This window comes from Streptomyces sp. HM190 (assembly GCF_009857135.1).
Classification (GTDB): domain Bacteria; phylum Actinomycetota; class Actinomycetes; order Streptomycetales; family Streptomycetaceae; genus Streptomyces; species Streptomyces heilongjiangensis.
This window is the reverse complement of record NZ_CP047318.1, coordinates 4,115,231-4,127,239: the sequence shown is the minus strand read 5'-3', so window position 1 is coordinate 4,127,239 and position 12,009 is coordinate 4,115,231. Positions and strand designations below refer to the sequence as shown.

The 12,009-nt window shown below is 65.0% G+C and carries 5 protein-coding genes and 3 rRNA genes; 6 read left to right on the top strand and 2 right to left on the bottom strand.

What is annotated here, in order from left to right:
- Positions 1–71: 71 nt before the first annotated feature.
- Positions 72–1,745, top strand: coding sequence for an ATP-binding SpoIIE family protein phosphatase (locus GSY65_RS17490; RefSeq protein ID WP_159769569.1), 1,674 nt, complete (start codon positions 72–74; stop codon positions 1,743–1,745).
- A gap of 36 nt (positions 1,746–1,781) precedes the next feature.
- On the opposite strand, the gene GSY65_RS17485 is transcribed toward GSY65_RS17490, so the two are convergent.
- On the bottom strand, positions 1,782–3,065 hold the full coding sequence (locus tag GSY65_RS17485) for an MFS transporter (protein WP_201452804.1): 1,284 nt from the start codon (positions 3,063–3,065) through the stop codon (positions 1,782–1,784).
- A gap of 142 nt (positions 3,066–3,207) precedes the next feature.
- On the opposite strand from GSY65_RS17485, the gene GSY65_RS17480 reads away from it, so the two are divergent.
- From GSY65_RS17480 to GSY65_RS17460, 5 genes are all read left to right on the top strand, one after another.
- Positions 3,208–3,765 (top strand): MarR family winged helix-turn-helix transcriptional regulator, encoded by a 558-nt coding sequence (locus GSY65_RS17480; protein ID WP_159769566.1) that lies wholly within the window; start codon positions 3,208–3,210, stop codon positions 3,763–3,765.
- 674 nt (positions 3,766–4,439) lie between these two features.
- Positions 4,440–5,966, top strand: a 16S ribosomal RNA gene (locus GSY65_RS17475).
- Positions 5,967–6,272: 306 nt separating this feature from the next.
- Positions 6,273–9,396, top strand: a 23S ribosomal RNA gene (locus GSY65_RS17470).
- Positions 9,397–9,485: 89 nt separating this feature from the next.
- Positions 9,486–9,602: ribosomal RNA gene (gene rrf / locus GSY65_RS17465) — 5S ribosomal RNA — on the top strand.
- The 16S, 23S and 5S rRNA genes sit together here, the layout of an rRNA operon.
- A gap of 61 nt (positions 9,603–9,663) precedes the next feature.
- Entirely contained in the window at positions 9,664–10,227 is a 564-nt protein-coding gene (locus GSY65_RS17460) for a GNAT family N-acetyltransferase (RefSeq protein ID WP_159769562.1), read from the top strand.
- A gap of 54 nt (positions 10,228–10,281) precedes the next feature.
- Here GSY65_RS17460 and GSY65_RS17455 read toward each other — a convergent pair whose 3' ends face one another.
- The gene (locus tag GSY65_RS17455; protein ID WP_159769559.1) at positions 10,282–11,940 is read right to left on the bottom strand and encodes a type IV secretory system conjugative DNA transfer family protein; all 1,659 of its coding nucleotides are present in this window, start codon (positions 11,938–11,940) and stop codon (positions 10,282–10,284) included.
- Between the last annotated feature and the right edge of the window lie 69 nt (positions 11,941–12,009).

Below are 12,009 nucleotides of genomic sequence, written 5' to 3'. Positions count from 1 at the left end.
CACTCCCCGGACCCCCGGCCGGAACCGGAGCCGGCCACAGACAACATCACGAGGCACGAGGCAAGGATTCGGTGAACTTCACGCGCTGGAGCGCCCGGCTCCCCGGTACGCAGCGCCGCGCCGCAGCGCGGACCGAACACACGGTCACCACGGACCGGCGGGGGGAGGGCGCCGTGCCCGCGGCCCGCGTCGAACGGCAGAGCGACGACCCACCGGACGACAGCTCGCCCGTGCCCGCCGTCGACGACCTCCCCACCCGCGAGATCCTCGACCGCATCCCGGCCCTCGTCGCCCTCGTCCACGGCCACGACCACCGCACCGCCTACGTCAACGACGCCTACGTCGCCGCCTTCGGCGTACGCCCGCTCGGCGCACCGGCCCGCGAGGCCCTCCCCGAACTGGACGCCCTCGGCCTGCTGCCCCTCCTCGACCAGGTCCTGCGCAGCTCAAGGCCCCGCACGGTCAAGTCCCGCAAGGCCCCCTCCGGCCGCTCGTACACGATCACCTGCACCCCCGTCGACGTCCCCGCGGGCGACGAGCCCGGCGAGGGCGGCGTCCTCATCTTCGCCGCCGACGTCACCGACCACGCCGAGGCCGCCGAACGCCTCCGCGCCAGCGAACGCCGCCAGCGCGAGACCGCCGTCACCCTCCAGCGCTCCCTGCTCCCGCAGGAACTGGAGGAGCCCGACGACCTGCGCATCGCCGCCGTCTACCACCCCGGCGGCACGGAGACCGCCGTCGGCGGCGACTGGTACGACGTCATCACCCTCGGCGGCGGCCGCACGGCCCTGGTCATCGGCGACGTCATGGGCCGGGGCGTCCGCGCCGCGGCCGTCATGGGCCAACTCCGCACGGCCGTCCGCGCCTACGCCCGCCTCGACCTCCCCCCGCACGAGGTGCTCCAACTCCTGGACGGCCTCGCCACGGAGATCGATGCCAACCAGATCGCCACCTGCGCCTACGCCGTCCACGACCCCAACGAGGGCCGTCTGGTCTACGCCTCCGCCGGCCACCTGCCGATCCTCGTCCGCGACGAGAACGGCACGGTCCAGCGCGCCGACGAGCCGATCGGCCCCCCGCTCGGCACCGGCGGCTGGATGCACGCCTCCGGCTCGATCCCCCTGTGCCCCGGCTCCACTGCCGTCCTCTACACGGACGGCCTGGTGGAACGCCGCAACGAGGACCTGGACGAGGGCATCGCCGCCCTGGAAAGAGCTCTGGCCGGCGCCACGGGCACACCCCAGGTGATCTGTGACCGCCTGGTCCGCTCGACCGGTGTCACCGCGGACCATGACGACGATGTCGCCGTCCTCGTCCTCCAGCACCCGTCCCGCACCGGCCCCGACGGCGACCTCTTCCGCAACGCCGCCCTGGAACTCCTCGGCGGTGTCGAAGCGGCCCCCCGGGCCAGAGCCTTCGCCTCCGGCGTCCTGACCAGCTGGCGCTTCCCGACCGACCTCCACGACCTGGGCGTCCTCGCCGCCAGCGAACTGGTCGCCAACTCCCTCCAGCACGGCACTCCGCCCATGCGGCTGCGGCTGCGCCGCACCGACCGCCGCCTGATCGTCGAGGTCACCGACGGCAACGACCACCTCCCGCGCCGTCGCCGGGCCGAGCCCGGCGACGAGTCCGGCCGAGGCATCTCCATCATCGCCACGATCGCCTCCAACTGGGGCAGCCGCCGTACACCGGGCGGCGGCAAGGCGGTGTGGTGCGAGTTCGCCCTGCCGCGGTCCACGCCGTAGGGGGTGGCGCCGGGTGTGCGTGGGCGGCGAGGAACCTCAGGCCCGAGCCACCGCGGACTCGACCGCCGTCCCACCCCGAGCAACCACCCGACTCCTCGCGGACCCCGGCAGATCCTGTGCCCCGGTCAGCACGCGCCCCAACCGAACCGCAAGCACCACGATCCCCAGCGAGAACAGCAGGAACACCACCACATACGTCGCATGCCACGACGCCCCCATGGGCCCGCCCACCGCCGGCCCCACGGCCAGCGCCAACTGCTTGACCAGCGCGAACGCGGAGTTGTACTGCCCGGCCATCCCCTCCGGTGCCAGATCCGCCACCAGCGGAGCCACCGTCGGCGACAGCATCGCCTCACCCAGCCCGAACAACGCGTACGTGGACACGAACGCCGCGGTGGCCATCGTCTGGCTCACCTGCCCGAGCCCCGCGACCCCGGCCACAGCCCACGCCACGGCCCAGATCAGCCCGACAGCCGCGATCACCCGAGACCGCCGGCGCCGCTCCACGAACCGCAGCACGACGAACTGCGCCACCACGATCACCGCGGTGTTCGCCGCCAGCGCCGTACCGAGCGCGGAGGTCGATATCCCGGCCGCCTCGACCCCGTAGGCACTGAGCCCCGACTCGAACTGCCCGTAGCAGGCGAAGAACAACACGAATCCCAGCACACTCAGCTGCACCATGGCCCGATTACCGAGCAGCTGCTTCCAGCTCTCCTTGGCAGAACCCGTCGACCCCGTCGGCATGTCCGTGACCTTCGCCGCCCGCGGTATCCGCACTGTCGCCATCACTGCGACGAGCAGCAGGAACATCGCCGCCTGTATGGAGAACAGAAGGGTGAAGGACCCCGCACGCGACGGGTCCACAAGATGTCCGCCGATGAGTCCGCCGACACCGAGCCCCAGGTTCTGGAGGAAGAACTGCGTCGCGAAGGCCCGTGACCGGGTCTCCGCCCCGGAGCAGTCGACGATCATCGTCGCCAGCGCCGGCTGCGTCACGGCCTGCCCGGCCCCGAGGGCGGCCGCGGACAGCAGCACGGTCGTCGCACCGGTGGCCAGCCCGAGGCTCATCGACCCGACGGCAGCGGTGACCAGGGCGGTGAGCAGCACCGGAAGCGGACCGCGCCCGACTATGGCCCGCCCGGCGAACGGCAGCACCACGAGCGCGGCCACAGCGAAGATCGCGAGCACGAGCCCCGCCGTCGTCGCACCGAGATCCCGCACCTGCGCCACATAGACGTACAGATACGGAACGGTGAAGCCGAGTCCGAACGCGCCGAGCGCGTTGCCCACATGAATCCGGCGCATCGCTGCGCCCATCCCCCTGGTCACGTTCACCTGCCTAGGTAGAGGAAGCCTCCACCAAGCGTTAGAGGTGAAGACTTCGAAGCTAAAACTTAGAAGCTAAACGCTACACCTCGAAGGACTTCGATGCCAAGCGGCGGCGTGCCATACTGCGGCCATGGGTGACACCCCCGGCAGCAACGGCACCGCCGAGCCGACACTCGAAGAGCAGATCGCCGCGTACCAGCGCGAGTTCCAGGGCCTCGACCCCCAGGTCGAGAAGATCGTCTCGGCGCTCTCCCGCCTCAACCGCCGGATGAACGTCGCCTACGGCCGCCAGACCGCCGCCCTCGGTATCAGCAACGCGGAGTGGGAGGTCCTGAAGGCCCTCGTCCTCTCCGGCGCTCCGTACCGCATGGGCCCCAGCGACCTGGCCAAGCGGCTCGGTCTCACGCCGGCCGCCATGACCCACCGGATCGACCGCATGGTCACCGAGGGCCTGGTGACCAGGGAGCGTGATGAGACCAACCGCGTCCGCGTCATCGTGGAGCTGACCCCTGACGGCAGGGAGAAGTGGCTGGAGGCCATGCGTCTCGCCTCGGTCTTCGAGGAGGACCTCCTCCAGGACCTCTCCCCTCTGGAGCGCACTGTCCTGGGCGAGGTCCTGACCCGACTCCTGCGCCGCGTCGAGGACGCCCAGCCGGACGCCGGCGGCCGGCTCACGGACCTCGACTGAGGCCGTACGCTGGAGGGGCGCCTGAGGTTTGACCACAGGCCACCCAGGGGATGCTTGACAGTCCACCCGCAGATCCGTAGAGTTCTTCGGGTTGCCGCGGAGCCGTAACGGTTCTTCGACAGCTCCTCGGCCGCTTGAGCGGCACCCCAACCAACCAGTGTGATCTCCCAGCCGGGATGAATTCGGCGTGCTCGAATTCAATTCGATCTGGGTTCGACAGACCCGATTGGGAACTGCCGAGCAGATCCGCTAAGGTTTGGGACGTCGGAACGGCCCAACAGCCGTGAAGGCGAAACCCGCTGACTGGGAATCAGGCCCGAAAGGATCTGGTAGAGTCGGAACCGCCGGAAAGGGAAACGCGAAAGCGGGAACCTGGAAAGCACCGAGGAAATCGGATCGGAAAAGGATCTGATAGAGTCGGAAACGCAAGACCGAAGGGAAGCGCCCGGAGGAAAGCCCGAGAAGTTGCTCGGGTGAGTACAAAGGAAGCGTCCGTTCCTTGAGAACTCAACAGCGTGCCAAAAATCAACGCCAGATATGTTGATACCCCGTCTCCGGCCGGTTGGTCGGGGCGAGGTTCCTTTGAAATAAACACAGCGAGGACGCTGTGAACCATCGGATCATTCCTCCGGTGGTTCCGCTCTCGTGTGTGTGCACCGGATGACCGGTAAACATTCACGGAGAGTTTGATCCTGGCTCAGGACGAACGCTGGCGGCGTGCTTAACACATGCAAGTCGAACGATGAAGCCCTTCGGGGTGGATTAGTGGCGAACGGGTGAGTAACACGTGGGCAATCTGCCCTTCACTCTGGGACAAGCCCTGGAAACGGGGTCTAATACCGGATACGACGCGCTCGGGCATCCGATGTGCGTGGAAAGCTCCGGCGGTGAAGGATGAGCCCGCGGCCTATCAGCTTGTTGGTGAGGTAACGGCTCACCAAGGCGACGACGGGTAGCCGGCCTGAGAGGGCGACCGGCCACACTGGGACTGAGACACGGCCCAGACTCCTACGGGAGGCAGCAGTGGGGAATATTGCACAATGGGCGAAAGCCTGATGCAGCGACGCCGCGTGAGGGATGACGGCCTTCGGGTTGTAAACCTCTTTCAGCAGGGAAGAAGCGAGAGTGACGGTACCTGCAGAAGAAGCGCCGGCTAACTACGTGCCAGCAGCCGCGGTAATACGTAGGGCGCGAGCGTTGTCCGGAATTATTGGGCGTAAAGAGCTCGTAGGCGGTCTGTCGCGTCGGATGTGAAAGCCCGGGGCTTAACCCCGGGTCTGCATTCGATACGGGCAGACTAGAGTGTGGTAGGGGAGATCGGAATTCCTGGTGTAGCGGTGAAATGCGCAGATATCAGGAGGAACACCGGTGGCGAAGGCGGATCTCTGGGCCATTACTGACGCTGAGGAGCGAAAGCGTGGGGAGCGAACAGGATTAGATACCCTGGTAGTCCACGCCGTAAACGGTGGGAACTAGGTGTTGGCGACATTCCACGTCGTCGGTGCCGCAGCTAACGCATTAAGTTCCCCGCCTGGGGAGTACGGCCGCAAGGCTAAAACTCAAAGGAATTGACGGGGGCCCGCACAAGCAGCGGAGCATGTGGCTTAATTCGACGCAACGCGAAGAACCTTACCAAGGCTTGACATACACCGGAAACATCCAGAGATGGGTGCCCCCTTGTGGTCGGTGTACAGGTGGTGCATGGCTGTCGTCAGCTCGTGTCGTGAGATGTTGGGTTAAGTCCCGCAACGAGCGCAACCCTTGTTCTGTGTTGCCAGCATGCCTTTCGGGGTGATGGGGACTCACAGGAGACTGCCGGGGTCAACTCGGAGGAAGGTGGGGACGACGTCAAGTCATCATGCCCCTTATGTCTTGGGCTGCACACGTGCTACAATGGCAGGTACAATGAGCTGCGAAGCCGTGAGGCGGAGCGAATCTCAAAAAGCCTGTCTCAGTTCGGATTGGGGTCTGCAACTCGACCCCATGAAGTCGGAGTTGCTAGTAATCGCAGATCAGCAGTGCTGCGGTGAATACGTTCCCGGGCCTTGTACACACCGCCCGTCACGTCACGAAAGTCGGTAACACCCGAAGCCGGTGGCCCAACCCCTTGTGGGAGGGAGCTGTCGAAGGTGGGACTGGCGATTGGGACGAAGTCGTAACAAGGTAGCCGTACCGGAAGGTGCGGCTGGATCACCTCCTTTCTAAGGAGCACCTGGCCTCTTTCGGGGGTCCAGACGCCAGAACATCAGCGAATGTCTGATGCTGGTCGCTCATGGGTGGAACGTTGATTATTCGGCACGGTCGGGATGGATGAGAGCGCTAGTACTGCTTCGGCGTGGAACGCGAAGCTCATCGACTGATCGTGTCGGGCACGCTGTTGGGTGTCTGAGGGTGCGGCCGTGATGGTCGCCCTTCGGTGCCGGCCCCAGTGAACTCGAACCGGGTGGTTCGGGGTGGTGGGTGGTTGGTCGTTGTTTGAGAACTGCACAGTGGACGCGAGCATCTGTGGCCAAGTTTTTAAGGGCGCACGGTGGATGCCTTGGCACCAGGAACCGATGAAGGACGTGGGAGGCCACGATAGGCCCCGGGGAGTCGTCAACCAGGCTTTGATCCGGGGGTGTCCGAATGGGGAAACCCGGCAGTCGTCATGGGCTGTCACCCTTGCCTGAACACATAGGGCAAGTGGAGGGAACGCGGGGAAGTGAAACATCTCAGTACCCGCAGGAAGAGAAAACAACCGTGATTCCGGGAGTAGTGGCGAGCGAAACTGGATGAGGCCAAACCGTATGCGTGTGAGACCCGGCAGGGGTTGCGTATACGGGGTTGTGGGATCTCTCTTTCACAGTCTGCCGGCTGTGAGGCGAGTCAGAAACCGTTGATGTAGGCGAAGGACATGCGAAAGGTCCGGCGTAGAGGGTAAGACCCCCGTAGCTGAAACATCAGCGGCTCGTTTGAGAGACACCCAAGTAGCACGGGGCCCGAGAAATCCCGTGTGAATCTGGCGGGACCACCCGCTAAGCCTAAATATTCCCTGGTGACCGATAGCGGATAGTACCGTGAGGGAATGGTGAAAAGTACCCCGGGAGGGGAGTGAAATAGTACCTGAAACCGTGTGCCTACAAGCCGTGGGAGCGTCGCGTTGAGTGCTTGCACTCAACGTCGTGACTGCGTGCCTTTTGAAGAATGAGCCTGCGAGTTTGCGGTGTGTTGCGAGGTTAACCCGGGTGGGGTAGCCGTAGCGAAAGCGAGTCCGAACAGGGCGTTTGAGTAGCACGCTCAAGACCCGAAGCGGAGTGATCTAGCCATGGGCAGGTTGAAGCGGAGGTAAGACTTCGTGGAGGACCGAACCCACCAGGGTTGAAAACCTGGGGGATGACCTGTGGTTAGGGGTGAAAGGCCAATCAAACTCCGTGATAGCTGGTTCTCCCCGAAATGCATTTAGGTGCAGCGTCGTGTGTTTCTTGCCGGAGGTAGAGCACTGGATAGGCGATGGGCCCTACCGGGTTACTGACCTTAGCCAAACTCCGAATGCCGGTAAGTGAGAGCGCGGCAGTGAGACTGTGGGGGATAAGCTCCATGGTCGAGAGGGAAACAGCCCAGAGCATCGACTAAGGCCCCTAAGCGTACGCTAAGTGGGAAAGGATGTGGAGTCGCAGAGACAACCAGGAGGTTGGCTTAGAAGCAGCCACCCTTGAAAGAGTGCGTAATAGCTCACTGGTCTAGTGATTCCGCGCCGACAATGTAGCGGGGCTCAAGCGTACCGCCGAAGTCGTGTCATTGCGATATGTACCCCCAACGGGGATCGTGATGGGTAGGGGAGCGTCGTCTGCCGGGTGAAGCAGCCGTGTAAGCGAGTTGTGGACGGTTGACGAGTGAGAATGCAGGCATGAGTAGCGATACAAACGTGAGAAACGTTTGCGCCGATTGACCAAGGGTTCCTGGGTCAAGCTGATCTGCCCAGGGTAAGTCGGGACCTAAGGCGAGGCCGACAGGCGTAGTCGATGGATAACCGGTTGATATTCCGGTACCCGCTGTGAAGCGTCAAACATCGAACCAGGCGATGCTAAGTCCGTGAAGCCGCCCTGGAGCCTTCGGGTGAAGGGGAGTGGTGGAGCCGACGAACCAGACTTGTAGTAGGTGAGTGATGGGGTGACGCAGGAAGGTAGTCCATCCCGGGCGGTGGTTGTCCCGGGGTAAGGGTGTAGGACGTCGGGTAGGTAAATCCGCCTGGCATGTAGTCTGAGACCTGATGCCGAGCCGATTGTGGTGAAGTGGATGATCCTATGCTGTCGAGAAAAGCCTCTAGCGAGTTTCATGGCGGCCCGTACCCTAAACCGACTCAGGTGGTCTGGTAGAGAATACCGAGGCGTTCGGGTGAACTATGGTTAAGGAACTCGGCAAAATGCCCCCGTAACTTCGGGAGAAGGGGGGCCACGCCTGGTGAGAGCACGTGCTGCTTGAGCTGGGGGTGGCCGCAGAGACCAGCGAGAAGCGACTGTTTACTAAAAACACAGGTCCGTGCGAAGCCGTAAGGCGATGTATACGGACTGACGCCTGCCCGGTGCTGGAACGTTAAGGGGACCGGTTAGCTCACTTTCGGGTGGGCGAAGCTGAGAACTTAAGCGCCAGTAAACGGCGGTGGTAACTATAACCATCCTAAGGTAGCGAAATTCCTTGTCGGGTAAGTTCCGACCTGCACGAATGGCGTAACGACTTCTCGACTGTCTCAACCATAGGCCCGGTGAAATTGCACTACGAGTAAAGATGCTCGTTTCGCGCAGCAGGACGGAAAGACCCCGGGACCTTTACTACAGTTTGATATTGGTGTTCGGTTCGGCTTGTGTAGGATAGCTGGGAGACTGTGAAATCTGGACGCCAGTTCAGGGGGAGTCGTCGTTGAAATACCAGTCTGGTCGTGCTGGATGTCTAACCCGGGTCCGTGATCCGGATCGGGGACAGTGTCTGATGGGTAGTTTAACTGGGGCGGTTGCCTCCTAAAGGGTAACGGAGGCGCCCAAAGGTTCCCTCAGCCTGGTTGGCAATCAGGTGGTGAGTGTAAGTGCACAAGGGAGCTTGACTGTGAGACCGACGGGTCGAGCAGGGACGAAAGTCGGGACTAGTGATCCGGCGGTGGCTTGTGGAAGCGCCGTCGCTCAACGGATAAAAGGTACCCCGGGGATAACAGGCTGATCTTCCCCAAGAGTCCATATCGACGGGATGGTTTGGCACCTCGATGTCGGCTCGTCGCATCCTGGGGCTGGAGTCGGTCCCAAGGGTTGGGCTGTTCGCCCATTAAAGCGGTACGCGAGCTGGGTTTAGAACGTCGTGAGACAGTTCGGTCCCTATCCGCTGTGCGCGTAGGAGTCTTGAGAAGGGCTGTCCCTAGTACGAGAGGACCGGGACGGACGAACCTCTGGTGTGCCAGTTGTTCTGCCAAGGGCATGGCTGGTTGGCTACGTTCGGGAGGGATAACCGCTGAAAGCATCTAAGCGGGAAGCCTGCTTCGAGATGAGGACTCCCACCCACTTGATGGGGTAAGGCTCCCAGTAGACGACTGGGTTGATAGGCCGGATCTGGAAGCACGGTAACGTGTGGAGGTGACCGGTACTAATAGGCCGAGGGCTTGTCCTCAGTTGCTCGCGTCCACTGTGTTGGTTCTGAAACCACGAACAACCCCGCGTTTGTCACAGAGCGTGGTGCGGTTGATTGTTTCATAGTGTTTCGGTGGTCATAGCGTGAGGGAAACGCCCGGTTACATTCCGAACCCGGAAGCTAAGCCTCACAGCGCCGATGGTACTGCAGGGGGGACCCTGTGGGAGAGTAGGACGCCGCCGAACAATTGTTGAGAAAGCCCCTGCCGGGAAACCGGCGGGGGCTTTCTGCGTTTAGGCTCGATGCATGAGTGCCACGAGTGCGGAGAAGTACACAATTCGCTTCATACACGCGGAGGAGTGGCCCGCGGTGAAGGAACTGCGGCTTGCCTCGTTGCAGGATCCCCTGGCTCACGTCGCCTTTCTGGAGACGTACGAGCAGGCCGTCAGCAGGCCCGACTCCTTCTGGCAGGAGCGGGCCGCCGGCGGTGCCGAGGGTTCTCTCGGCGTGCGGCAGGTCATCGCAGAGGGAGCAGACGGGACCTGGGTCGGGTCCGTCACCGTACTGATCGAGGAAGCAGGGTCCGAGGACTGGGCCGGGATGACGGTGGAGCGTCTGCAGGGCCATCTCGTCGGGGTGTATGTGCGGCCTGAGGTGCGGGGCAGTGGGCTTGCCGAGCGGCTCTTCGGCGTCGCTGTGGAATGGGCCTGGAGCCGAGACGTGGAACGCGTTCGGCTCATAGTCCACGAGGAGAATCCGCGGGCTCAGGCGTTCTACCGCAAGGTGGGGTTCGTGCCGAGTGGGCGGACCGTGCCGGTCGCCGGGCAGGGCGGGCAGTCCGAGTTGGAGTTCGTACTCGACCGTCCGTGAGTCCGCCGACCCTCGTGGGCCGTGGCCCACGGGCCATCTCCGCTGTGCACGGCACTAGACGGGCAGTTCGGCGTGGGGCCAGCGGGCTCGGGCCTGTTCGCGGGAGCGGAGCAGAGCCAGTGTCGGCAGGCCCCGGTCCGTGCCGGTGGCCAGGAGGTCAGGGAGCTGGGGCAGCGGAGCGACGGCGGCCACGTCGTCGAGGACCAGGGTGAGTGGTGGGTCGAGGCGGCCGGAGGATGACCGTTCGGCCACGCGCCGGCCGCGCTCGACCACGCTGGAGGCGAGGGCCGTCAACAACGGCATGGCGGAAGGGTTCGCCTTCGGATCCTCGATGGGGTCGCCGACCACATAGAGCGTTCCCCCCTCGTGCACGAAGGAATCCAGCACCAGCGAGTCCGCTCGGTTCGGTGTGCAGGACTCACGGACGTTGACCGTGGAGAGCGCCGAGAGCGCGCGCGCCGTCAGGGCCTGCGCCATGTCCCGGCGTTCGGGATGCGAGGTGAGGGCCGACTCCAGTTCGCCCGCCGAGCCGGCCGCCGCCTTCGCGTTCGTACGGAGAATCCGTACCGCTTCCTGGACGTTGGTGCCCTGGGCCCAGCGGTGGAGGTGGCGGACGGTGCGGGAATCTATCGCCGCCGCGTGCAGATAGCTGCGCAGGAGGGTCTCCGCCGTGTCCGCCACCGCCTGGTCGATCTTGGCCGTGGGGCGGATCGGGGCGAGGAGAGCTCCGGCGCGGGCCACCGCCGTGGGCTTGTCCTCGCAGCCGGAGACGGGGGACCAGTGCAGGCGGGCCGGGGTGTCGCAGCGGTGTGCGGGGTCGTAGAGGAGAACCGGGCCCAGCTTCGCCCTGGCGTCCTTCGTGTCCGACCAGAGGACGGGGTCGGAGGTGACGACCAGGACCGGGCCGTCCGCGTCCCGTACCGCCTGGGTGGCCGCGGGGCGACGGGTCTCCGCGCCGCCGAGAAGCAGGGTGGGGCCGGGCCGCGCGACCGCCTGCTTCCCCTCGGGCGGGAAGAGGGCCGCTGGGACTCCTGCCGCCGTGGGCACGGAGGGGGCGGGCTGGACCTGCAGGGGCATCGTGGCCGGGGCGGCGGGTGTGGCAGTGGTGGTCGGGACGGTCGGGGCGGCTCCCGGGGTGGGGATCGTTTCGTAGGCGCTGTCCGTCGTCCCCGCGGTCACCGTCTCCCGTTCTGTGGCCGTGCCCGTGAGGGGGGCCGGGATGTGGTCGGGGCCGGTGGGGGGAGTGGTGCCGTTCCTCGGTTCCGGGAGCGGGGGTGAGGGGATCCGGGTCCTGGGCGGGAGGGGCGCGGGCTCGGCCGCCGCCTGTGCTCGTGCCGCTTTCTCCCTGGCGCGGACAGCTCTCCAGCGGGCCAGGGTGCCCGTGATGAAGACCGTGAGGACGATCAGGATCATCAGCTGGCCGATGAGGAGGCCCCAGAAGAGGCCGTAGCCGGAGAGTTGGGCGGCCGGGGTGTCGGGCCAGGCAGCGGGGAGGTCCTGCGGGGCCGACACCAGGCTGCGGACGGCCAGCGGAGTACGGGTGAAGGACACCCGGTCGGGCCAGGCGCCGTGCGCGAACAGGCCCGCCAGACCCGTCGCCGACCAGACGAGCAGGGTGACGCCGACCAGGAAACCGAGAACGGCGATCAGCAGCCCGTCGGGGACACCGCCTCCGCCCTGCTGAGGGTGCCGGTGTCGGTCGTCTGGTCTCATCGCACGCCGCCGTTCACGCCGTCTCCTCTGCGCCGTTCACGTCCGTCCCTCGCCGGTACCGGCTCGCTC

What these genes read in the sequence shown, in the direction of transcription:
- GSY65_RS17485 (WP_201452804.1), bottom strand. Translation starts at nt 3,065, where the DNA reads ATGGGCGCAGCGATGCGCCGGATTCATGTGGGCAACGCGCTCGGCGCG.
- GSY65_RS17480 (WP_159769566.1), top strand. Translation starts at nt 3,208, where the DNA reads ATGGGTGACACCCCCGGCAGCAACGGCACCGCCGAGCCGACACTCGAA.
- GSY65_RS17460 (WP_159769562.1), top strand. Translation starts at nt 9,664, where the DNA reads ATGAGTGCCACGAGTGCGGAGAAGTACACAATTCGCTTCATACACGCG.
- GSY65_RS17455 (WP_159769559.1), bottom strand. Translation starts at nt 11,940, where the DNA reads ATGAGACCAGACGACCGACACCGGCACCCTCAGCAGGGCGGAGGCGGT.